Source organism: Paraburkholderia sp. IW21 (assembly GCF_041321145.1).
Classification (GTDB): Bacteria; Pseudomonadota; Gammaproteobacteria; order Burkholderiales; family Burkholderiaceae; genus Paraburkholderia.
Window position 1 is genome coordinate 255,547 of record NZ_JBGGWA010000009.1, and the last position, 22,213, is coordinate 277,759.

24 protein-coding genes are annotated in these 22,213 nt (G+C 63.0%); 12 read left to right on the plus strand and 12 right to left on the minus strand.

All coding sequences use genetic code 11. From position 1 onward, the window contains the following. Positions 1 to 22 precede the first annotated feature (22 nt). From ACAX43_RS22100 to ACAX43_RS22150, 11 genes are all read right to left on the minus strand, one after another. A complete protein-coding gene (locus ACAX43_RS22100; RefSeq protein WP_370710551.1) occupies positions 23 to 439 on the minus strand; it encodes a DUF4279 domain-containing protein in 417 nt (138 codons plus the stop codon). Between the two features lie 11 nt (positions 440 to 450). Further along, positions 451 to 1,074, minus strand: coding sequence for a hypothetical protein (locus tag ACAX43_RS22105; protein ID WP_370710552.1), 624 nt, complete (start codon positions 1,072 to 1,074; stop codon positions 451 to 453). Positions 1,075 to 1,092: 18 nt separating this feature from the next. Continuing rightward, positions 1,093 to 1,248 (minus strand): hypothetical protein, encoded by a 156-nt coding sequence (locus ACAX43_RS22110; RefSeq protein ID WP_370710553.1) that lies wholly within the window; start codon positions 1,246 to 1,248, stop codon positions 1,093 to 1,095. A gap of 372 nt (positions 1,249 to 1,620) precedes the next feature. Continuing rightward, complete coding sequence (gene rng / locus ACAX43_RS22115) at positions 1,621 to 3,090, minus strand: ribonuclease G (protein ID WP_370710554.1); 1,470 nt, start codon at positions 3,088 to 3,090, stop codon at positions 1,621 to 1,623. A 9-nt stretch (positions 3,091 to 3,099) separates the two neighbouring features. Next, complete coding sequence (locus tag ACAX43_RS22120) at positions 3,100 to 3,729, minus strand: nucleoside triphosphate pyrophosphatase (protein ID WP_370710555.1); 630 nt, start codon at positions 3,727 to 3,729, stop codon at positions 3,100 to 3,102. Between the two features lie 173 nt (positions 3,730 to 3,902). After that, positions 3,903 to 4,373, minus strand: a complete 471-nt coding sequence (gene rlmH, locus ACAX43_RS22125) for a 23S rRNA (pseudouridine(1915)-N(3))-methyltransferase RlmH (RefSeq protein WP_063495252.1) — start codon at positions 4,371 to 4,373, stop codon at positions 3,903 to 3,905. A gap of 81 nt (positions 4,374 to 4,454) precedes the next feature. Continuing rightward, positions 4,455 to 4,907, minus strand: a complete 453-nt coding sequence (gene rsfS, locus ACAX43_RS22130) for a ribosome silencing factor (protein ID WP_370710556.1) — start codon at positions 4,905 to 4,907, stop codon at positions 4,455 to 4,457. Positions 4,908 to 4,911: 4 nt separating this feature from the next. Continuing rightward, entirely contained in the window at positions 4,912 to 5,652 is a 741-nt protein-coding gene (locus ACAX43_RS22135; protein ID WP_370710557.1) for a nicotinate-nucleotide adenylyltransferase, read from the minus strand. Between the two features lie 26 nt (positions 5,653 to 5,678). Then, complete coding sequence (hemF, locus tag ACAX43_RS22140) at positions 5,679 to 6,602, minus strand: oxygen-dependent coproporphyrinogen oxidase (protein WP_370710558.1); 924 nt, start codon at positions 6,600 to 6,602, stop codon at positions 5,679 to 5,681. Between the two features lie 232 nt (positions 6,603 to 6,834). Further along, a complete protein-coding gene (purD, locus tag ACAX43_RS22145; RefSeq protein WP_370710559.1) occupies positions 6,835 to 8,133 on the minus strand; it encodes a phosphoribosylamine--glycine ligase in 1,299 nt (432 codons plus the stop codon). A 222-nt stretch (positions 8,134 to 8,355) separates the two neighbouring features. Continuing rightward, positions 8,356 to 9,084 (minus strand): YebC/PmpR family DNA-binding transcriptional regulator, encoded by a 729-nt coding sequence (locus ACAX43_RS22150; RefSeq protein WP_370710560.1) that lies wholly within the window; start codon positions 9,082 to 9,084, stop codon positions 8,356 to 8,358. Between the two features lie 472 nt (positions 9,085 to 9,556). Between ACAX43_RS22150 and ACAX43_RS22155 the strand changes: the two genes are divergently transcribed. Both ACAX43_RS22155 and ACAX43_RS22160 read left to right on the plus strand, forming a co-directional pair. Then, a complete protein-coding gene (locus ACAX43_RS22155) occupies positions 9,557 to 9,751 on the plus strand; it encodes a type II toxin-antitoxin system HicA family toxin (RefSeq protein WP_370710561.1) in 195 nt (64 codons plus the stop codon). 69 nt (positions 9,752 to 9,820) lie between these two features. Next, positions 9,821 to 10,243: a type II toxin-antitoxin system HicB family antitoxin gene (locus tag ACAX43_RS22160; protein WP_154562237.1), complete on the plus strand. Its 423-nt coding sequence runs from the start codon at positions 9,821 to 9,823 to the stop codon at positions 10,241 to 10,243. A 56-nt stretch (positions 10,244 to 10,299) separates the two neighbouring features. Here the strand turns inward: ACAX43_RS22160 and upp are convergent, their stop codons facing one another. Continuing rightward, positions 10,300 to 10,950, minus strand: coding sequence for a uracil phosphoribosyltransferase (upp, locus tag ACAX43_RS22165; protein WP_011487457.1), 651 nt, complete (start codon positions 10,948 to 10,950; stop codon positions 10,300 to 10,302). Between the two features lie 214 nt (positions 10,951 to 11,164). On the opposite strand from upp, the gene ACAX43_RS22170 reads away from it, so the two are divergent. From ACAX43_RS22170 to kdpE, 10 genes are all read left to right on the plus strand, one after another. Continuing rightward, positions 11,165 to 11,944, plus strand: a complete 780-nt coding sequence (locus tag ACAX43_RS22170; RefSeq protein ID WP_370710562.1) for an SDR family oxidoreductase — start codon at positions 11,165 to 11,167, stop codon at positions 11,942 to 11,944. A gap of 73 nt (positions 11,945 to 12,017) precedes the next feature. After that, on the plus strand, positions 12,018 to 12,407 hold the full coding sequence (locus tag ACAX43_RS22175) for a methylglyoxal synthase (RefSeq protein WP_325044252.1): 390 nt from the start codon (positions 12,018 to 12,020) through the stop codon (positions 12,405 to 12,407). A gap of 53 nt (positions 12,408 to 12,460) precedes the next feature. Beyond that, positions 12,461 to 13,435, plus strand: coding sequence for a quinone oxidoreductase (locus ACAX43_RS22180; RefSeq protein ID WP_370710632.1), 975 nt, complete (start codon positions 12,461 to 12,463; stop codon positions 13,433 to 13,435). Between the two features lie 158 nt (positions 13,436 to 13,593). Next, a complete protein-coding gene (locus tag ACAX43_RS22185) occupies positions 13,594 to 13,707 on the plus strand; it encodes a potassium ABC transporter ATPase (RefSeq protein WP_120345708.1) in 114 nt (37 codons plus the stop codon). Beyond that, complete coding sequence (gene kdpF, locus ACAX43_RS22190; protein ID WP_370710563.1) at positions 13,704 to 13,796, plus strand: K(+)-transporting ATPase subunit F; 93 nt, start codon at positions 13,704 to 13,706, stop codon at positions 13,794 to 13,796. The genes ACAX43_RS22185 and kdpF overlap by 4 nt, the downstream gene beginning before the upstream one ends. Then, on the plus strand, positions 13,793 to 15,598 hold the full coding sequence (gene kdpA / locus ACAX43_RS22195; protein ID WP_370710564.1) for a potassium-transporting ATPase subunit KdpA: 1,806 nt from the start codon (positions 13,793 to 13,795) through the stop codon (positions 15,596 to 15,598). The genes kdpF and kdpA overlap by 4 nt, the downstream gene beginning before the upstream one ends. A gap of 56 nt (positions 15,599 to 15,654) precedes the next feature. After that, entirely contained in the window at positions 15,655 to 17,766 is a 2,112-nt protein-coding gene (kdpB, locus tag ACAX43_RS22200; protein WP_370710565.1) for a potassium-transporting ATPase subunit KdpB, read from the plus strand. Positions 17,767 to 17,806: 40 nt separating this feature from the next. Beyond that, positions 17,807 to 18,385, plus strand: coding sequence for a potassium-transporting ATPase subunit KdpC (gene kdpC, locus ACAX43_RS22205; protein ID WP_370710566.1), 579 nt, complete (start codon positions 17,807 to 17,809; stop codon positions 18,383 to 18,385). A 208-nt stretch (positions 18,386 to 18,593) separates the two neighbouring features. After that, complete coding sequence (locus ACAX43_RS22210; RefSeq protein ID WP_370710567.1) at positions 18,594 to 21,428, plus strand: DUF4118 domain-containing protein; 2,835 nt, start codon at positions 18,594 to 18,596, stop codon at positions 21,426 to 21,428. Then, positions 21,421 to 22,119, plus strand: a complete 699-nt coding sequence (kdpE, locus tag ACAX43_RS22215; protein WP_370710568.1) for a two-component system response regulator KdpE — start codon at positions 21,421 to 21,423, stop codon at positions 22,117 to 22,119. The genes ACAX43_RS22210 and kdpE overlap by 8 nt, the downstream gene beginning before the upstream one ends. Positions 22,120 to 22,213 lie beyond the last annotated feature (94 nt).

The following is a 22,213-nucleotide window of genomic DNA, read 5'->3' on the forward strand; positions in this document are numbered from 1 at the left end:
CCACAAGCGGCAAAACACATATCTATCGATGTTCATCAATCTCGATGGTGCCGCCCATCGCTTCCATCATCGCCCGAATGTCGTCGGGCACGTCGGGCACTCGGTTGCCGGTCTCGTTGTGCCAGTAACACCAAAACCTTGCTTTCACACCTTTACGCTCCATCAGCTCACGAAGGCCCGGCCGCGACAGGTTCAGCCGTTCGATGAGATACCGCAGATGCGGCTCGAGTTGATCGCTACGAACAAAGGATTTGCTCCCAACGCCCCACAATCCAACTCGACCGGGCGCTCGGCTCGGACGCCCGGAAGGTGTAGTGAAGTGCTTGCCCTTGGTAATGGCAGTGTCGGGCTTAATGCCAAAATAGTCCGTCCAGAACGCGGGCGCCAGTGAGTCGCCCATTACATGAAATGTTGCGTGTGCGCGTTGATGGTCACTCATCGAGGGTCCTGTCAGTTCGCCCAATCATGGAAATTGGCGATGAAATTTCCGTTGAAGTATACGTCGCCGTTGTCGTGCCAGATGACGTTGTCCGCCGGTCCAAGGCCATTATCGGGCTTGAAACTGTGCAGGATGTCGCCGAACGTTTTCTGGTCGTATCCAAGCATCTTCGCAGCAAACTTCGGGTTGTTCGTCGAGGCGGCCAGTTCGTCAACGTCACCGCTTACAGCATCCGGTATGTACTCAAACGGTTGCGCATCGCCTGGCGGCCCAGCGGTATCTGCAACATCGCTCGCGGCTTCGATCAGTGACGAAGCAGCCCCGGTCGCATAGCGGGCCGTCGCCGCATTCACCTCGTCCACCATGTCGTTATAGCGCTCCATGTAGGCCGTCGCCGCTTCGTAAGACATCCCATAGCCAGTCATTAACGAGCTGCGGAAACTGGGAAGTCTATGGGGTTGAGGCACCGGATTGCCCCATGCGCCACCCGTCCGCGCTTGCTCAGCAATGAGGACAACGCTTTCGCCGCGAATCATGGATTGCAAGGTCCGCATGACCTCAAGGTCAGTGCCGCTCTCTGTCAGCCGCTGGTGCCAATGGAAGTTCGCCCCGAGAAACGAGCGGACACGCTGCACAAGTGCGGTATCCCGAGCTCATACATCGGCGTATGCGCGCTGCGCGAATTTCTTGCCTTCTTCAACTGCCTGTTTTTGCTCGGCTGTGAGAAAGATGCGCCCACTCCCGTAGGCATCCTTGCTGTACATCATCCACCGTTGCAACGAATCCGTTTTCAGTTCAGTGCCGCCCATTGCGAGATCCTGTCCTTTGTGACGGCGTAAACCTAGCGGATCGTTCGGGGAAATTGTTTATGAGATACGTCGACCATGCTCAGTAGTTTAAAAGAAATGACAAAGCCGACCCTTCGCGGGTCGGCGGTTTCGCTTTCTTTTTCCGAGCGCCCCACCAGCCTCGCCGATGAGTCCGTAAAATGCGTCAACCACCGACACACTCTTGTGAGGTTCAGCCTGTAGCGACGCGGTTGCAAAGCTCGATCGCAAGGACGGCTCCGTCTCCGAGCCTATCCAGGTATTTGCCAAGACGATCGGCCATCTGCTGGCGACCGAGCCGGTCTCCGTCAATTGGGGTTTCGACGACTGCAACTCGAGAAAGGATTCGCAGGTCTACATCAGCACAATATCGTACTGCTCCTGACTCAAATTCGACTCCACCTGCAACGACACCGGCTTACCGATGAAATCGATCAGCATCGCCAAGTGCTGCGACTCTTCTTCAAGAAACAGATCGATTACCTGCTGCGACGCCACCACGCGAAACTCCCGCGGATTGAACTGCCGCGACTCGCGCAGTATCTCCCGCAGCACGTCGTAGCACACCGTGCGCGACGTCTTGACCTGCCCCTTGCCCTGGCAAACCGGGCAGGGCTCGCACAGCACATGCGCCAACGATTCGCGCGTGCGCTTGCGCGTCATCTCCACGAGGCCGAGCTGAGAGAAACCATTCACCGTCACGCGCGTGCGATCGCGCGACAACGCCTTCTTCAACTCGCCGAGCACCTGATCGCGATGCTCGATGTTCTCCATGTCGATGAAGTCGATGATGATCACGCCGCCCAGATTGCGCAGGCGTAATTGCCGCGCGATAGTGTGCGCGGCTTCGAGGTTGGTCTTGAAGATCGTATCGTCGAAGTTGCGCGCGCCGACATAGCCGCCGGTGTTCACGTCGATGGTGGTCATCGCTTCGGTCTGGTCGATCACCAGATAGCCGCCCGACTTCAAATCGACGCGGCGTGACAACGCGCGCTGAATCTCGGCCTCGATGTTGTACAGATCGAAGAGCGGCCGCTCGCCGGTGTAATGATGCAGCTTCGATGACACCGCGGGCGTGAACTCCGCCGCGAAATCGGCGAGCATCTGATAGGTCTCGCGCGAGTCGACCTGAATACGCGAGCTTTCATCATTGACGAAATCGCGCAGCACACGTTGCGCAAGATTCAGGTCCTGATACAGCAGGCTGGTCGCCGGCATGCGCTGACCTTGCGAAATAATCGTCGCCCACGTTTTGCGCAGATACGCGACGTCGCCAGCCAGCTCTTCGCTCGTGGCATCTTCGGCGATGGTGCGCACGATATAACCGCCTTTTTCATCGGCGGGCAGCACGGCGGTCAAACGGGCGCGCACGGCTTCGCGCTCGGCTTCGCTCTCGATCTTCTGCGAGATGCCGATATGCGGTTCCTGCGGCAGATACACGAGCGTGCGCCCGGCGATACTCACTTGCGTGGACAGTCTTGCACCCTTGGTACCGATCGGGTCCTTCACGACCTGAACCATCAGCGTCTGACCTTCGAAGACGATCTTTTCGATCGGCTGATGCGGCGTTTGATGCTGGGGTTCGCCGGCAATGCGCGGATGCCAGATATCGGCTACGTGCAGGAACGCGGCGCGTTCCAGACCGATGTCGATGAAGGCGGATTGCATGCCCGGCAACACGCGGACGACCTTGCCGAGATAGACATTGCCGACGCGTCCTCGCGACAGCGTTCGTTCGACGTGAAGTTCCTGGACGGCGCCTTGCTGGACGAGCGCGACTCGCGTTTCCTGCGGCGTGACATTGATCAGGATCTCTTCATTCATGGTGTTATTTTAGAAGTCGATGCGCGCTGCACGCAGGAGGGCAGCGGTTTCAAAAAGTGGCAAACCCATGATACCTGAATAGGACCCGTCGATATGCTCGATAAACTCGGCGGCACGTCCTTGCACGCCATACGCGCCCGCCTTGCCGAGCGGCTCGCCGCTCGCGGCGTAGCGGCGCACGGCATCCGCGTGCAGTGCAGCAAACCGCACCGTCGATACTGACCGCACGGTGGGCAGCAAAGTGCCTTCCGCATCGACCACCGTGACGGCCGTCAATACTTCGTGATCGCGACCCGCGAGGCGCGTGAGCATCGCGACGGCGTCGTCGGCGTCGACGGGCTTGCCGAGGATCGCGTCGTCGATCGTGACGGTTGTGTCGGCAACCAGAATCGGTCGAACGGCATGGCCGCCCGCGACGAGACGCGCGCGCGCGGCATGCGCCTTCGCGATGCACACGCGTTGCACGTAGTCGTGCGCGCGCTCGCCGGGCAGCTCGGCTTCGAGCGCTTCGGCATCTTCATCGGGACGCGGCAGCAGCAGTTCGAATCGCACGCCCAGTTGTTGCAACAACTCCTGACGGCGCGGGCTCTGGGACGCGAGGTAGACGAATGGATGCAGCGAGGCGGCGGGCGTTGGCATGAACAGGTCTCGATGAAGCGGATTGCATGAACGCGCGACGAGCGCCCGATGAGCTTGTCATTCAAGCGTCGATCAGCGTGTCGATACGCGTGTCGAAAAACGCACTGATAAGCGCGTCAATCAGCGCAGGAAAACGAGACAAAACGCGCGATCCTGCCGGCAGTCTCGTTCGCTCACGCGCGGTGATAGGGGTGATTTTGCGTGATGGTCCACGCGCGGTAAAGCTGTTCGGCGAGCAGCACGCGGACCATCGCGTGCGGCAGTGTCAGGCTGGAGACGCGCAGCAGCATATCGGCGCGTGCTTTCAGATCGGGATCGAGCCCGTCGGCGCCGCCGATCAGAAACGCCACGTCGCGGCCGTCCTGCTGCCAGCCCGGCAGGGCACCGGCGAGCTGCATCGTGGTCCAGTCCTTGCCGCGTTCATCGAGCGCGACGATGCGCGCGTTCTTCGGCAACGCGGCTTCGATTTTCTGCCGCTCGGCGGCCATCACGCTTTCCGCCGGCCGCCCCGACGAACGTTGCTCGGGCTTGATCTCGCGCAGCTCGATGCGCAGCTCGGGCGGCATGCGCTTCGCGTACTCGTCGAAGCCGGTGGCGATCCAGTCCGGCATCTTGTGGCCGACGGCGAGGATGTGCAGTTTCATCACGGATCCAAGCGCGGATGCAATTGTGGATGCAATCGCGAACCAGGGTTGCGCACTAAAGGCATGCCGGCTAAAGCGTGCTTACTTGCGGCGCGCCGGCGTCTTGCGTGCGGGCTTTGCAGCAGGCGCCTCCTCTTCGTCCTCGTCGTCGAGCGGCTCGCTTGCGCTTGCGCCCCCGAACGGATTCGGCGTCGACAGCTTGATGCGCACGGGCTTGTCGCCCCAGATTTCTTCGAGGTTGTAGTACTGGCGCAGCGCCGGTTGCAGGATGTGCACGATCGCGTCGCCGCAATCGACCAGCACCCATTCGCCGACGTCCTCGCCTTCGGTGCTGATCACGTCGCCGCCGTTTTCCTTGACGCTCTCGCGCACGCTCGAAGCGAGCGCCTTGGTCTGGCGGTTCGAGGTGCCGCTCGCGACGATCACGCGATCGAACAGGGCGGTCAGGTGGCTGGTGTTGAACACCTTGATGTCTTGCGCTTTGACGTCTTCGAGTGCGTCGACGATCACGCGTTGCAGTTTGCGAATATCCATGGGGTTACCGGTGGTACAGATGATGTTGAAGAATATAGTCCCACACCGCAGCGGGGACATGGCTCGCGGCCTGGTCTTGCTGTTCGTCGCCCACGTGGGCGAGTCGCTGGCTCACCTGTTCGCGCAGGTGCGCGCGAATGTCGGTGGCCGAGACGTTGAACGCAAGCGTCGTATCGATCAGCAAGTGGCCGCAGGGGGTGGCTTGCAGAACGTCGGCGCGGGCACGGCGCGCGTCGATTTCTCTCGCGACCGCGGGCGGAATCGACGCAAGGTCGAAACCGGGCCGCGTGGCCGCGCAAATATGCGCAAAGTCGAACAGGCGCCGCCAGTCGCGCCATGTGTCGAGATGCACCAGTTGATCCGCGCCGACCAGAAGCGCAATCGACACATTCTGACCTTCGCGTTCGCGCCACAGTTGCAGCGTGTTGATGGTGTAAGTCGGACCGTCGTGTTCGATTTCGTCGGTCGCGACCCGCACGGTCACGCCCGGCAGCAGCAACGCGCTGGCGGCGGCGCGGGTCATCGCCAGCCTGTGTTCAGCGGCCGACACGTCCGTTTTCTGCCACGGCTGGCCGGCCGGCAGCAACACCAGTTCGGTCAGTTGCAGCACGTCGGCGAAACGCCGCGCGAGCGCGAGATGGCCGTCGTGGATCGGATCGAAAGTGCCGCCGAGCAGTCCGATCCGGCGAGGCAGGGCGACAGGATGAGCGTTCGGCTTCAGGTGAGGGTCCTTTGTCGTGATCACGTTTAGTGCGGTGCGGGCTTAACGCCTCACACCCACTCGCGCGGCACGAGAAAATCGCTGTAAAGACGCGCTTCCGGCGTACCCGGTTCGGGTTGCCAGTTGTAGCGCCAGTTCACCACAGGCGGCATCGACATCAGAATCGATTCGGTGCGTCCGCCGCTCTGCAGCCCAAACAGTGTGCCACGGTCGAAGACCAGATTGAATTCGACGTAACGGCCGCGCCGGTATGCCTGGAAATCGCGCTCGGCCTCGCCGTACGGAATGTTGCGGCGTTTTTCGATGATCGGCATATACGCTTTGAGGAATCCCTCGCCGACGCTTTTCAGCATCGCGAAGGATTGATCGAAGCCCGGCGCCGAGAAATCGTCGAAGAAAATCCCGCCGATGCCGCGTGGTTCGTTGCGGTGCTTGAGGAAGAAGTACTCGTCGCACCAGCGCTTGAAAGTCGGGTAGAGGTCCGCGCCATAAGGCTGCAGCGCATCGCGGCACACGCGATGGAAATGCTGTGCGTCTTCCTCGTAGCCATAGTACGGCGTCAGATCCATGCCGCCGCCGAACCAGAACACCGGCTCTTCGCCCGGCTTGGTGGCGATCAGCAGACGCACGTTCATATGCACGGTCGGGCAGTGCGGATTGTGCGGATGCAGCACGAGCGACACGCCCATCGCTTCGAATCCGCGCCCGGCCATTTGCGGGCGCGCGGCGCTCGCCGAACCCGGCAAGGTGTCGCCTGCTACGTCCGAGAAGCCGATGCCGGCCCGCTCGAAGAAGTTGCCGCCTTCGAGAATCCGCGTGCAGCCGCCGCCGCGCAGCTTTTCGCCGGGGGCGCGCTGCCATGCGTCGGTCGCGAACGGCTTACCGTCGAACGCGCCGAGCGTGTCCGCGATATGCGTTTGCAGGCCTTGCAGCCAGCTGCGCACGGCCTGTGCGTCATAGCTCGAATCGGTCATGAATGCAGATGCTGAGGGCGGCACGCTCATCGTGCCGCGGGTTCTTCGTGAAGGGCGACGGCCGGGCCTTTGTCAGGATCGTCCTGCGAGGGCTCGGCACCACGGTGGTTTGCGCCCGGGCGCAGGACATCGGCCCGGCTGAGCCCACAGGGGCGCGGTGGGCGCCGCAATGACCGCGAAAACCCGCAGTGTAGCGCCGATGGCGCCGCACGCGGGCAAGTGGGGGTGTGGCTTAGTGCTTGCCTTCGGTCTTGGCGTCGTGCTTGCGGTTCAACGCACGGTAGCCAATGTCGCGGCGATATTGCATGCCGTCGAACGAGATCTGGTTAATCGTCTCGTACGCGACCGATTGCGCGCTGCGCACCGAATCCGCCAGGCCGACCACGCACAACACACGGCCGCCCGAGGTAGTCAGCTTGCCGTTGGCGAGCGTGGTGCCGGCGTGGAAAGTGACCGAATCCGCCGTTTCAGCCGGAATGTCGCTGATGCGGTCGCCCTTGCGCGGCGTGTCCGGATAGTTATAGGCGGCGAGCACGACACCCAGCGCGGTACGGCGGTCCCATTCGAGTTCGATTGTATCGAGCGTGCCGGCAATCGCCTGCTCGACCACCTTCGAAAAGTCGCCTTTCAGGCGCGCCATGATCGGCTGCGTCTCCGGGTCGCCCATGCGGCAGTTGAATTCGAGCGTCTTGGGATTGCCTTGCGCGTCGATCATCAGACCGGCATACAGGAAGCCGGTGAAGCGGATGCCTTCCTTCTCCATACCCCGCACGGTGGGCTGGATGATCTCGCGCATCACGCGGGCATGCAGTTGCGGCGTGACGATCGGCGCGGGCGAATAGGCACCCATGCCGCCGGTGTTCGGACCCTGGTCGGCGTCGAGCAGACGCTTGTGGTCCTGGCTCGAAGCGAGTGCCAGCACATGCTTGCCGTCCACCATCACAATGAAGCTCGCTTCTTCGCCGGCGAGGAATTCCTCGATCACGACGCGCGCGCCGGCATCGCCCAGCTTGTTGTCGGACAGCATCATATCGACCGCGGCGTGCGCTTCTTCCAGCGTTTGCGCGACCACCACGCCTTTGCCGGCGGCAAGGCCGTCGGCCTTGATGACGATCGGTGCGCCCTTGGCGTCGAGATACGCGTGCGCAGCGGCGGCGTCGGCGAAAGTTTCGTATTCGGCGGTCGGGATCGCATGGCGCTTCATGAACGCCTTGGCGAAGTCTTTCGAGCTTTCGAGCTGCGCGGCTTCCTTGCTCGGTCCGAAAATTTTCAGACCGCGCGAGCGGAACAGGTTGACGATACCAGCGGCGAGCGGCCCTTCCGGCCCGACCAGCGTGAAGGCGATCTGTTCTTTCTCGACGAAATCGGCGAGCGCGGCCGGATCGGTGATGTCGACGTTGCGCAGACGCTCGTCCTGGGCGGTGCCGCCGTTGCCGGGCGCAACATAGACGAGTTGGACCCGCGGCGATTGCGCGAGCTTCCATGCGAGCGCATGTTCGCGACCGCCGGAACCGACGACGAGTAACTTCATGTGAATCCCCGAGACTTAAAAACCATAAACGGCTGAAGCAACGCGCTCAGCAGTGGAATAACAGCGAGGTTCGCACAGGGCGGCAGCCCCGGCGGTGGCGCAGGCCACATTGCGAACCCGCGTGGAGGCGGTGCGGACGGTAGGCAAACACCGGCTCAGCAGCAACGCGAGGGCGTGCCGGCGGCGTGTACGGTGCGTACAAAGAGGCCGCCGGGGGCACGCTCATTCGTCGGCGATCGCGGCGTTTGTATAGACTTCCTGCACGTCGTCCAGACTTTCCAGCGCGTCGAGCAGCTTCTGCATTTTCACCGCGTCGTCGCCGGTGAATTCGACTTCCGTCTGAGGTTTCATCGTCACCTCGGCCAGTTCGGCCTTGAAGCCCGCGGTTTCGAGCGCGGTCTTCACCTTCAGGAAATCGTTCGGCGGGCACAGCACCTCGATACTGCCGTCTTCATTCGTGACGACGTCGTCAGCGCCGGCTTCGAGCGCGGCTTCCATCAGCTTGTCTTCCGGCGTGCCGGGCGCGAACAGGAACTGGCCGACGTGGTCGAACATGAACGACACCGAGCCGTCCGTGCCCATGTTGCCGCCGTTCTTCGAGAACGCGTGACGCACGTCCGCCACCGTACGGGTACGGTTGTCGGTCATGGTATCCACGATCACCGCCGCGCCGCCGATGCCGTAGCCTTCGTAGCGGATTTCTTCGTAGCTTGCGCCGTCGACGCCGCCCACGCCGCGCTGGATCGCGCGGTTGACGTTGTCTTTCGGCATGTTGGCGTCGTACGCCTTTTCGACGGCGAGCCGCAGACGCGGATTCGAGTCGATGTCGCCGCCACCCATGCGGGCCCCGACCTGGATTTCCTTGATGAGCCGCGTCCAGACCTTGCCGCGCTTGGCATCGGCCGCTGCTTTCTTATGCTTGATGTTGGCCCATTTCGAATGACCCGCCATACCTTTCTCCATCGCGCGCGCCAGCGGGGCGCACGCATAGTGCAATTGTCGTTGCGATGTCGGGCGCTTGCGCGTGTGATTGCGATCTTGCGCCTCGATGTCGGACCGCGCGGTGTCAAGCCGCTCGGGTTAGACCTTTTTCAGCTTGATCACACCCAGCCAGGCCCGGCTAGCGGGACTGAAGGTCGGCAGCGCGGTTAGGGCGGGGCGGTGCGGCCAGCGGACGGCAAACACTGCGCCGGTCCCGGCAGGCCCCGCGCAAAGGCGCGACGCGCCGGGCGGTTGTGCAAGTTGAGCCGCTCTTTGAGCGGATTCGAATTTTATCACGCCGCGGGGGTGCGGCAGAGCCCGGATGAGGCGAAAGTACGCGGCAGGCGCGTCTTGCGGGCCTGGCGGGTTTGGCGCTTACCTTCGAATGTCATCGTCGGTCTTGTCGATATAAACATTTTTGTTTATATTGTGACCTGTGTTCATGAACACAGGAGGGCCGGCGAAGCAAAGCGAGTTCAGACGTTGGCTCGCTGACCAAGGGGCGACTTTCGAACAGGGCAGCAAACATTTGAAGGTGTATCTGAACGGGCGGCAGACCACACTGCCGAGGCATCCCGCTCACGAGATTTCGGAGCCGCTTCGCAAAGCAATTCTTAAGCAACTGAAATGCAACTAGAGGCAAGCCCCGTAAGGGGCTTCATCACCGCCCAAGCTTTTCCCGTCAAGGGACCACGGAGAGTTACCTATGTTTCGCTATCCCGCTCGCATCGAAGCAGACGAAGCCGGATTTACCGTTTCTTTTCGCGATATTCCGGAGGCGCTGACTTCGGGCGCAACGCTTGAAGAGGCGCGCGAAATGGCGGCCGACGCGCTGGCAACGGCGATGGACTTCTACTTCGAAGACAAACGGCAAGTGCCGTTGCCGTCAAAAGCACGGCGTGGCGAAGAGCTGGTCGAACTGCCTGCTAGCCTGGCTGCGAAAGTGCTGCTGCTCAACGAAATGCTCGCGCAAAAGGTGTCGCCTTCTGAATTGGCGAGGCGACTTCATACACGTGCGCAGGACATCCAGCGCGTCATCGACCTTGGGCACGTCACGAAGATCGACACGATCGCGTCGGCGCTAGCCGCTCTCGGCAAGCGTCTCGAACTGTCGATCGTGCCCGCATAGCCGGAAACGGCGCGGCGGGGTTTTGCGCTCCGCCGCTGCATTTTTTCAGTCCGCTTTCAATTTTTCGTGCCGAACAGGCGGTCGCCGGCGTCGCCGAGACCCGGCACGATGTACGCGTGCTCGTTCAGATGCGAATCGAGCGAGGCGACGTACAGCTTGACGTCCGGATGCGCGTCCTGGAAGACCTGCACGCCTTCCGGGGCGGCCACCAGGGCGAGGAACAAGATGTTTTCGCCGGCCACGTTGCGGCGCTTGAGGACATCCACGGCATGCACGGCCGAGTAACCCGTTGCGACCATCGGATCGCACAGAATGAACACGCGGTCTTCCAGATCCGGCAGTCGCACCAGATATTCGACCGGGCGATGATCCTCGGCACGGTACACGCCGATATGGCCCACGCGCGCCGACGGCACCAGCTCCAGCAACCCGTCCGACATGCCGATGCCGGCACGCAGCACCGGCACGATCGCCAGTTTTTTGCCGGCGATCACCGGTGCGTCGATTTCGACCAGCGGCGTGGTGAGGCGGCGCGTGGTCATCGGCAGATTGCGGGTGATCTCGTAGCCCATCAGCAGCGTGATTTCGCGCAGCAGTTCGCGGAACGTGCGAGTCGAGGTGTCCCGGTCGCGCATATGCGACAGCTTGTGCTGGATCAGCGGGTGATCGAGGATGAAAAGATTGGGAAAACGGCTGTCCTGGGTCATGGCGGGGGCGCAAGCGGCGGCTAGAGGGATCGGTTCGGCGCGCCGCACGGCCTGAAACCGGCTGACGGACGCGCCACGGCGCAAGTTTACCGAAAGAGTGCCGCCGGAAGATACCGGAGATTGCAGTGATCCGGCGCAGTCCGGCACCGATTCTTCTAGAATCGGGGGGGAACATCGCAACGATTCGGCAAGACTACCCCTCGAGGACACATACATGGACATGGGAATTGCAGGACGTACCGCGCTGGTTTGCGCGGCTAGCAAGGGACTTGGACGCGGCTGCGCGGAAGCGCTCGCCGCCGAAGGCGTCAATCTGACGATCGTCGCGCGCACCGCCGAGACCCTGGAGGCGACCGCCGCCGAGATCCGCAAGCAGAGTGGCGTCGAGGTGAAGACCGTGGCGTGCGACATCACCACCCCCGAGGGCCGCGCCGCCGCGCTCGCGGCCTGTCCGCAGCCGGACATTCTGGTCAACAACGCGGGCGGCCCGCCGCCGGGAGACTTCCGCAACTTCACGCACGAAGACTGGATTCGCGCGCTGGAGAGCAACATGCTGACGCCGATCGAACTGATCCGCGCGACCCTCGACTCGATGAGCGCGCGCGGTTATGGCCGCATCGTCAACATCACGAGTTCGGCGGTCAAGGCGCCGATCGACGTACTCGGTTTATCGAACGGCGCGCGCTCGGGATTGACGGGTTTTGTGGCGGGACTGGCGCGGAAGGTCGCGCCGACCGGCGTGACGATCAACAACCTGTTGCCGGGTCTGTTCGACACCGACCGCATCGCGGTTACGTTTGAAGCGCAGGCCAAGGCGAAAAACATTTCCGTCGACGAGGCGCGCAAGGAGCGCATGAAGACGATCCCCGCCGGCCGCTTCGGCCATCGCGATGAATTCGGCCGCGCCTGCGCGTTCCTGTGCAGCACGCATGCCGGCTACATCACCGGCCAGAACTGGCTGATAGACGGTGGCGCTTATCCCGGCACGTTCTGAGCGGCGACGTTCCGAACACCCGGTTTCATCACTACAACAACGACAATCACAACGGTTTCAGGAGTCTTACGTCATGACCACCCGCATTGCGCTGATCGCGCACGATCACAAGAAAGACGACATCGTCAAGCTGGCCGGCGAATACGTCGATACGCTCAGGCGCTGCGAGATCGTCGCGACAGGCACGACCGGCACGCGCATCGGCGACGCGCACGGCCTCACGGTCGAACGCATGTTGTCCGGTCCGCATGGGGGTGACTTGCAGATCGGCGCACAGCTCGCGGAAGGGCGCGTGGACATGGTGATCTTTCTACGCGACCCGATGACGCCGCAGCCGCACGAACCGGACATCAACGCGCTGGTGCGGGCGTGCGACGTGCACAACATTCCGTGCGCGACCAACATTTCAACGGCGCGCATGATTCTCGACGTGCTGACCTTGCGCCTCACGCAACAGGTCTGAACGAGCGGGTTGACGCTTCACGATCAAGCTGAATCACACATCAAGGAGACATGATGGTCAAAGCAATCCGATTCGACAAAACCGGCGGCCCGGAAGTGATGAAATGGGTCGACGTCGAAGTGGGCGAGCCGGGCACGGGCGAGATTCGTATCCAGCAGACTGCGGTCGGCCTGAACTATATCGACGTGTATTTCCGTACGGGCTTGTATCCGCTGCCCTTGCCGGGCGGCCTTGGTATGGAAGCGGCCGGTGAGGTGACGGCGGTCGGCGCGGGCGTGACCGGCCTCACAGCGGGCGATCGCGTGGCCTATGTCGCGCGGCCGCCCGGCGCGTATACGCAGGAGCGTGTGCTGTCGGCGGCGCAAGTCGTCAAGCTGCCGGACGCGTTGAGCGACGAACAGGCAGCGTCCGTGATGCTGCAAGGGCTGACCGCGCAATATCTGCTGCGCCGTACGTATCCGGTGAAGGCCGGCGACACGATCCTGATCCAGGCGGCGGCAGGCGGTGTCGGTCTGCTGGTCTGCCAATGGGCGAAGGCGTTGGGCGCCACGGTGATCGGCACGGTCGGTTCCGACGAAAAAGCCGAAATCGCCAAAGCGCACGGCTGTGACCACGCGATCGTGTACACGCGCGAAAACTTCACCAGGCGCGTGCGCGAGATCACCAATGGCGCGGGTGTGCCGGTGGTGTACGACTCGATTGGCAAGGACACGTTTGCGGCCTCGCTCGACTGCCTGGCACCGCTCGGCATGTTCGTGAGCTTCGGCAATGCGTCGGGGCCGTTGCCGCCGATCGATTCGTCGGAATTCGCCGGACGCGGCTCGCTGTTCTTTACGCGACCAACGCTCTTTACCTATATGGCCAAACGCAGCGACTACGAGGCGATGTCCTCGGAACTGTTCGACGTGCTGGTATCGGGCAAGGTGAAGACGAGCATCAATCAGCGCTATGCGCTTGCGGACGTCGGCCTCGCGCACGCGGAACTGGAAGCGCGCCGTACCACGGGTTCGACGATTCTGCTGCCGTAAAGCGACATACTCCACCGCCACAAGGCCGTTCCATCTCATGATGGAGCGGCCTTTTCCGTTTACGCGATTTTTACACGCCATCTCAGATCTTTGACCCGCCCTTTACGCGGTTCGGCATACCGTTGCATCTATCCAAAGTCCATGAATGGAGAACAAAAATGGATGTGCTGTATGTCGGGGGGCTGGTGCTGTTTTCCGCGCTGACCTTTGCGTTGATTGCCGGCTGCGAGAAGCTGATGCAGTTCCGGCGCGGTCAGGGAGCGCGCTCATGAACTGGATTCTCTGGTTGTCGGCGGCGGCGACCGCGCTGCTGTTCGTGTACCTGGTCTATGCGCTGTTGCGCGCGGAGGACATTGAATGAACTCGAACAATGTCCTGCAAGCGAGCCTCTTCATCATCGTGCTGCTGGCGGCCGCGGTGCCGATGGCCCGCTATCTGAGCGCCGTGATGGACGGCACTTCGCGGGTGGTCCGCATTGGGGGTCCGCTCGAGCGTTTGCTGTATCGCATCGCGGGCGTCGATCCATCGATGGAAATGAGCTGGAAGCATTATGCGATCGCCACGCTCGCGTTCAACGTGCTCGGCGTGCTGTTTCTTTACGTGCTGTTGCGCGTGCAAGGCTGGCTGCCGGGCAACCCGCAGCGGTTCGGCGCGATGACGGTGGATGGCGCGTTCAATACGGCGGTCAGCTTCGTGACCAATACGAACTGGCAGGATTACACGCCTGAACAGACCGTTGGCTATCTGACGCAGATGCTCGGCTTTACTGTCCAGAACTTCTTCTCTGCAGCCACCGGCATTGTGGTGGTGATCGCGCTGATTCGCGGCTTCGCGCGGCACACGACGCAAACCATCGGCAACTTCTGGGTCGATCTCACGCGCGTGACGCTTTACGTGTTGCTGCCGATGGCGGCGATCATCGCGGCGTTGCTGATGAGCCAGGGCGTGATCCAGAACTTCAAGTCGTACGAAGACGTGCCGACGCTGCAAACCACCACGTACGCCGCGCCGAAGCTCGATGCGCAAGGCAATCCGGTGAAGGATGCGAAGGGCAACGCAGTCACGGTCGATACGCCGGTGAAGACGCAGACCATCGCCATGGGGCCCGTCGCATCGCAGGAAGCGATCAAGATGCTCGGCACCAACGGCGGCGGTTTCTTTAACGGCAACTCCGCGCATCTGTACGAAAATCCGACGCCGTTCTCGAACTTCCTGCAGATCTTCTCGATCCTGATCATCCCGGCGGCATTGGCGCTCGTGTTCGGGCGAATGATCGCGGACCGCAAGCAGGGTGTCGCCGTGCTCGCGGCGATGACGATTGCATTTACCGCATGCGTGGTCGGCGAGATCAGCGCGGAGCAAGACGGCAATCCGGCGTTCGCCGCGTTGCATGTCGATCAGTCGGCGAGTGCGTTGCAGTCGGGCGGCAACGCGGAAGGCAAGGAAACGCGTTTCGGTATCGCGCAGTCGGGCATCTTCACGGTGGCGACCACGGCGGCTTCGTGCGGCGCAGTCGCCAATACCCACGACTCGCTGACGCCGATCGGCGGCCTCTACCCGATGCTGCTGATGCAACTCGGCGAAGTGATCTTCGGCGGCGTGGGTTCCGGTATGTACGGGATGCTTGTGTTCGCGTTGCTGGCCGTGTTCGTGGCCGGGCTGATGATCGGCCGCACGCCCGAATACGTCGGCAAGAAGATCGAAGCGTACGAGATGAAGATGGTGTCGATCGTGGTGCTGCTCACACCGCTGCTCGTACTGGTGGGCACGTCGATCGCGGTGCTCTCCGATGCGGGTAAGGCAGGTATCGCGAACCCCGGCGCACACGGCTTCTCCGAAATCCTCTACGCGTTCAGCTCGGCCGCCAATAACAACGGCAGTGCGTTTGCCGGCCTCACCGTGAGTACACCGTTTTATAACTGGCTCACGGCTATCGCGATGTGGTTCGGCCGCTTCGGCACGATCATCCCGGTGCTGGCGATCGCCGGTTCCCTTGCTGCGAAGAAACGCATCGGCGTGACCGGCGGCACGCTGCCGACTCATGGCCCGCTGTTCGTCGTGCTGCTGCTCGGCACGGTATTGCTGGTCGGTGCGCTGACTTATGTGCCTGCGCTCGCGCTCGGTCCTGGTGTCGAACATCTGATGATGATGGGCGTCCATTGAGGCGGCCCTTGCGGACTAACGAGTGAACAGGCGCAAACGGGAAATTCGAGGATTCAATGACTGAACATAATGCAACCAGGTCCATGTTCGATCCGGCGCTGGTGCGCCCGGCGATCGTGGACGCCTTCAAAAAGCTCACGCCGCGCACCCAGTTCCGCAATCCGGTGATGTTCTGCGTGTACGTCGGCAGCATTCTGACGACCATTCTGTGGATCGCCGCGCTCGAAGGCCAGGCCGAGGCACCCGCGGGTTTCATTCTCGCGGTCACCTTGTGGCTGTGGTTCACGGTGCTGTTCGCGAACTTCGCGGAAGCGCTCGCCGAGGGCCGTTCGAAGGCTCAGGCGGCGTCGCTGCGCAGCGCGAAGAAAGACGTGATGGCCAAGAAGCTCAACGAGCCGCATCCGAAGTCGCCGATCCGTATTTTGACGGCGTCCGATCTGCGTAAAGACGACGTCGTGCTGGTCGAAACCGGCGACGTGATTCCGGCCGACGGCGAAGTGATCGACGGTGTCGCGTCGGTCGACGAATCGGCGATCACGGGTGAATCCGCGCCGGTGATCCGCGAGTCGGGCGGAGATTTTTCGTCGGTGACGGGTGGGACGCGCGTGCTGTCAGACTGGATCGTCGTGCGTGTGACGGCCAATCCGGGCGAAGCGTTTCTCGACCGCATGATCGCGATGGTCGAAGGCGCGAAGCGTCAGAAGACGCCGAACGAAATCGCGCTGACGATTCTGCTGGTCGCGTTGACGATCGTGATGTTGCTGGCTACCGCCACGCTGCTACCGTTCTCGATGTTCTCCGTCGAAGCCGCAAAGGCCGGCCACGTCGTGACGATTACGGCGCTGGTCGCGCTGCTGGTGTGTCTGATTCCGACCACCATCGGCGGTTTGTTGTCGGCAATCGGTGTGGCCGGTATGAGCCGGATGATGCAGGCGAACGTGATTGCCACGTCGGGCCGCGCGGTGGAAGCGGCCGGTGACGTCGACGTGCTATTGCTCGACAAGACCGGCACGATCACGCTGGGAAATCGCCAGGCGTCGCAATTCATACCGGCGCCCGGTTTGACCGAAGAGGCGCTGGCGGACGCCGCACAGCTTTCGTCTCTGGCCGACGAAACGCCGGAAGGCCGCAGCATCGTCGTGCTCGCCAAGCAGCGCTTCAACATTCGTCAGCGCGATATGGCTTCGTTGCACGCAGTGTTCCTCGCCTTCTCGGCGCAAACACGGATGAGCGGCGTCGATCTGTTTCCCCAGGGGACTTCCTCCGGGGCGCCGGGCCGCGAAATCCGCAAGGGCGCGTCCGACGCCGTGAAGCATTACGTCGAAGCCCACGGCGGTCGTTTCCCGACCGAAGTCAGCAACGTCGTGGCCGAGGTCGCACGTCGCGGCAGCACGCCGCTGGTGGTCGCCGAGAAAGGCGAGCAGGGCGCACGCGTGCTCGGCGTGATCGAGTTGAAAGACGTGGTGAAGGGCGGCATCAAGGAACGCTTCGCGGAACTGCGCAAGATGGGCATCAAAACCATCATGGTGACCGGCGATAACCGGCTGACGGCAGCAGCGATTGCAGCGGAAGCAGGCGTCGACGATTTCCTCGCCGAAGCGACGCCGGAAGCGAAGCTGGCGACGATTCGCGCGCACCAGGCGGAAGGCCGTCTGGTCGCGATGACCGGCGACGGCACCAACGACGCCCCGGCGCTCGCGCAGGCCGACGTCGCGGTGGCGATGAACACCGGCACGCAAGCGGCGAAGGAAGCCGGCAACATGGTCGACCTCGATTCCAATCCGACCAAGCTGATCGAGATCGTCGAAATCGGCAAGCAGATGCTGATGACGCGCGGCTCGCTCACCACCTTCTCGATCGCCAACGACGTCGCCAAGTACTTCGCGATCATCCCGGCCGCGTTTGCGACGACTTATCCGGCATTGAATGCGCTCAATGTGATGCATCTCGCCACGCCGGCTTCCGCGATCATGTCGGCGGTGATTTTCAACGCGCTGATCATCGTGCTGCTGATTCCGCTGGCGCTCAAGGGCGTGCGTTATCGCGCGCTGGGCGCGGCGATCCTGCTGCGCCGCAATCTGCTGATCTATGGCCTGGGCGGCATCATCGTGCCGTTCATCGGCATCAAGCTGATCGATATGGTGCTGGCCGCGTTCGGCTGGGTTTGAGAAGCGTCTGCCCGGCAGAAATCAAAAGGAATTGCCAATCATGAAAAATCTGTTCCGTCCGCTGATCGTGATTTTCGCGGTACTCACCGTCGTCACCGGACTCGCTTATCCCGCCGTGATGACGGCAGTCGGCCAGGCGGCCTTCCACGATCAGGCCAACGGCAGCATGCTCGAGCAGGACGGCAAGGTGGTCGGCTCGAAGCTGATCGGCCAGCAGTTCGACGCGCCGCAGTATTTCTGGGGCCGCCTGTCGGCCACCAGCCCGACGCCGTACAACCCGCAGAGTTCGGGCGGGTCGAATCTCGGGCCGACCAACCCGGCGCTGCTCGACGAAGTCAAAGGCCGCATCGACGCGTTGAAGGCTGCCGGCACGGATATGTCGAAGCCGGTGCCGGTCGATCTGGTGACGTCCTCGGGCAGCGGTCTCGATCCTGAGATTAGCCCGGCGGCCGCTGCGTATCAGATCGAACGGGTGGCGAAAGCCCGTAAGCTCGCCGCCAACGATGTGCAAGCGCTGGTCGATCGTTATACGAGTGGCCGCCAGTTCGGCATTCTGGGTGAGCCGCGCGTGAACGTGCTGCAACTGAATCTCGCGCTGGATGAGATGAAACGCGGCTAAACGTCAATCAGCGTGGCTCGGCGCAGTTGATCGCCGTGGTCGAGGAGGCGGCGTCCATGCGGCGCCGCTTTCGCCGTGTGTTCGCGGCCGCTGTTGCGGCGGCGCGCACGATTCAGGATGGGCGATCCGCAGGGCTCGCCATTTGCGGCCCGGCAGCCGGCGTGCCACCATGCAGGTACCGCTCGCCATACTATGAAAATCATTGAGCATGAACCGCCCCGATCCTGACGAACTGCTCGACAAGCTGCAACGCGACGAAGAAAAACGTCAGCGTGGCAGGCTGAAGATTTTCTTTGGCGCGTCGGCGGGCGTCGGCAAGACTTATGCGATGTTGCAGGCCGCACGGCGTCGTGCCGATGAAGGCGCGGACGTGGTGGTCGGCATCGCCGAAACACATGGTCGCAGCGAAACCGCTGCGCTGCTCGAAGGCCTCGACGTGCTGCCGCTTGCGCATATCGCGTATCGCGGCCGCAAGCTTGGCGAGTTCGATCTCGACGCCGCGCTCGCGCGCAAGCCGCAACTGATCCTCGTAGACGAACTTGCGCATTCGAATGTGCAGGGCGCGCGGCATTTGAAGCGCTGGCAGGACGTCTACGAACTGCTCGACGCAGGCATCGACGTCTACACCACGGTCAATGTCCAGCACCTCGAAAGTCTGAACGACGTGGTCGGGCAGATCACCGGCATCCGCGTCTGGGAGACGGTGCCCGACCGCGTGTTCGATCGCGCCGACGAAGTCACGCTGGTCGACCTGCCCGTCGAGGAGCTGCTCGACCGGATGCGCGACGGCAAGGTGTATTTGCCGCAGCAGGCCGAGCGCGCGGTGCGCAACTTCTTTCGCAAGGGCAATCTGATTGCGTTGCGCGAACTGGCGTTGCGCCGTACCGCCGACCGCGTCGATGCGCAGATGCGGGAATATCGCGCGGATCGTTCGATCCAGCGGATCTGGCAGGCGCGGGAGCGCTTGCTGGTGTGCGTGGGTCCCGGTCCGGAAGCGCCGATGCTGGTGCGGGCGGCCGCGCGCCTCGCTGCCAGCCTGAAGGCCGACTGGATCGCCGTCTATGTGGAAACGCCCGCGTTGCAGCGCTTGCCCGATGCGCGCCGCGAACGCACGCTGAACGCCTTGAAGCTCGCCGCGGAACTCGGCGCTGAAACCGCCACGCTCGCGGGTACCGATGCGGTTGCCGCGCTGATGGGTTACGCGCAGGCTCGCAATGTCTCGAAGCTGGTGGCCGGCGTTTCGGCGCGCACGGGTCTCAAGCGCTGGCTGCGCCGTCCGCTCGGTGAGCGCATCGCCGAGCGCGCGGGCGATCTCGATCTCACGCTGATTCGCGCGTCGTCCGAACGCGATGGCGGCGCACATCGCCGCCTACTGAATACCACCGCGAACGCGTGGCGCGAGGCGCTGAGCACGGCGCGCGAACGCCGCTCGCCGCCGCGCGCCTACGGTTTCGCGCTGGCGATTTGCGCAGGCATCACGTTGCTGTCGAGCCAGCTGATCGACCATATCGATCTGACCAACCTCGTCATGCTGTACCTGCTCGGCGTGATCTTCACTGCCGTGAAGCTGGGACGCGGGCCAGGTGTGGTGCTGTCGTTCCTTAGCGTGGCCGCCTTCGATTTTTTCTTCGTGCCACCGCGCATGTCGTTGTCGGTGTCCGATACGCAGTATCTGCTGACCTTCTTCGGCATGCTGCTGACTTCGCTCGTCATCAGCCATCTGACGTCGAGCTTGCGCCGCGAGGCGAGCGTCGCGCGGCGCCGTGAGCAACGTACCGGTGCGATGTACGCCATGGCGCGTGAACTCGCAGCGGCGCTGACCACTGAACAGATCGTCGGCATCGGCAGCCGGCACGTCAGCGAAGTGTTCGGCGCGCGGGTCGCGATCCTGTTGCCGGACAGCGCCGATCAGGTGAAGCAGAAGATCGAGGACCCCGACGCGGCGATCGTGCTCGACAGTGAGATGCTCGACATCGATGTCGGTCAATGGGTCTACGATCAGCAGAAGCCGGCAGGGCAAGGCACCGATACGCTGCCGGCCGCCGCGGCGTTGTACCTGCCGCTGAAGGCGCCGATGCGCACGCGCGGCGTGCTCGCGGTCGCGATGCGCGACGAGCGCGAGCTGGACGTGCCCGAGCAGCAACGCATGCTCGACGCGTTCGCCGCGCAAATCGCGCTGGCGCTGGAGCGCGTGCATTACGTCGACATCGCGCGCGATGCGCTCGTCAATATGGAATCGGAGCGCTTGCGCAATTCGCTGCTGTCGGCGATTTCGCACGATCTGCGTACGCCGTTGACGACGATCGTCGGTTTCTCCTCGATGCTGGCGCAATCGCGCGAGGCCCATCCCGGCGTGGAACCTGGGGACGATCTCGTCGAAGCGATTCACGAAGAGGCGCTGCGCATGACCGGCATCGTCACCAATCTGCTCGACATGGCGCGCCTGCAGGCGGGCAGCCTGCACCTCAACCAGCAGTGGACGCTCCTCGAAGAAACGGTGGGCGCCGCGCTGCGGGCGTGCCGGCGCGTGCTCGCGAATCATCCGGTGCAGGTGAAGCTGCCTGCGGATTTGCCGCTGCTGCACCTCGACGCCGTGTTGATGGAGCGGCTCTTCTCAAACCTGTTTGAGAACGCGGCTAAATACACCGCGCCGGATGCGCCGCTGATGATCGGCGCGCAACGTCTCGACGCGGACGGCAAATCGTTCGTCCGCGTTACCGTCGACGATGCCGGGCCGGGCCTGCCCGCCGGCATGGAAGCGCGCGTGTTCGAGAAATTCACGCGCGGCGAGAAGGAGTCGGCCAAGCCGGGGATCGGCCTCGGCCTTGCGATCTGCCGCGCGATTGTGGAAGCGCACGGTGGTACGATCGGCGCGCTCAACCGGATGTCTGCCGACGGCCGCGTCGAAGGCGCGCGCTTCTGGTTCACGCTGCCGGTGGAAACGCCGCCGGAAGCACCGGATGCGCTGGAAGACGAAGGCGCCGACGCGTTGCCCCACTTCGATTCAACGCTTAACCCGCTTTCCAGGCCTACCCATGAGTGACCCCGGCATCACGGTCGTCCTGATCGAAGACGAAAAGCAGATTCGCCGCTTTGTGCGAACGGCGCTGGAAGGCGAGGGCATCGTCGTGCACGACGCCGAGACGGGTAAGCAAGGTCTCGTCGAAGCCGCGACGCGTAAGCCGGACCTCGTCATCGTCGATCTCGGCCTGCCCGACACGGACGGTCTCGACGTGATTCGCGAACTGCGCGGCTGGAGCGAACTGCCGGTGATCGTGCTGTCGGCGCGCACCCAGGAAAGCGAGAAAGTCGCCGCGCTCGATGCCGGCGCGGACGATTACCTCACCAAACCGTTCGGCGTTTCCGAGTTGCTGGCGCGGATTCGCGCGCATATGCGGCGCCGTAACCAGGGCGGCGCGAATGAATCGCCGCTGGTGCGCTTCGGTGCGGTGACGGTCGATCTGGCCGTGCGCCAGGTGAGCCGTGACGGCGTCGCCGTCCATCTGACGCCGATCGAATACCGCCTGCTCGCGACGCTGGTGCGCCACGCCGGTCGCGTGCTCACGCACCGGCAATTGCTGCGCGACGTATGGGGGCCGTCGCATGTCGAGAGCCATCACTATCTGCGTATCTATATGGCGCATCTGCGCGGGAAGCTGGAGCGCGACCCGGCGCAACCTGAGCATATCGTGACAGAAACCGGCGTTGGATACCGGCTTGTAGGTGCTGTTTGACGTCCGCTGAGGCCTGAATCCCGTGCGGGACGCCCACGGCTCGCCGCCCAGCGCGTTGCTGGCCGCCGCACACTGCCGAGGAGCTTGCGAGGCA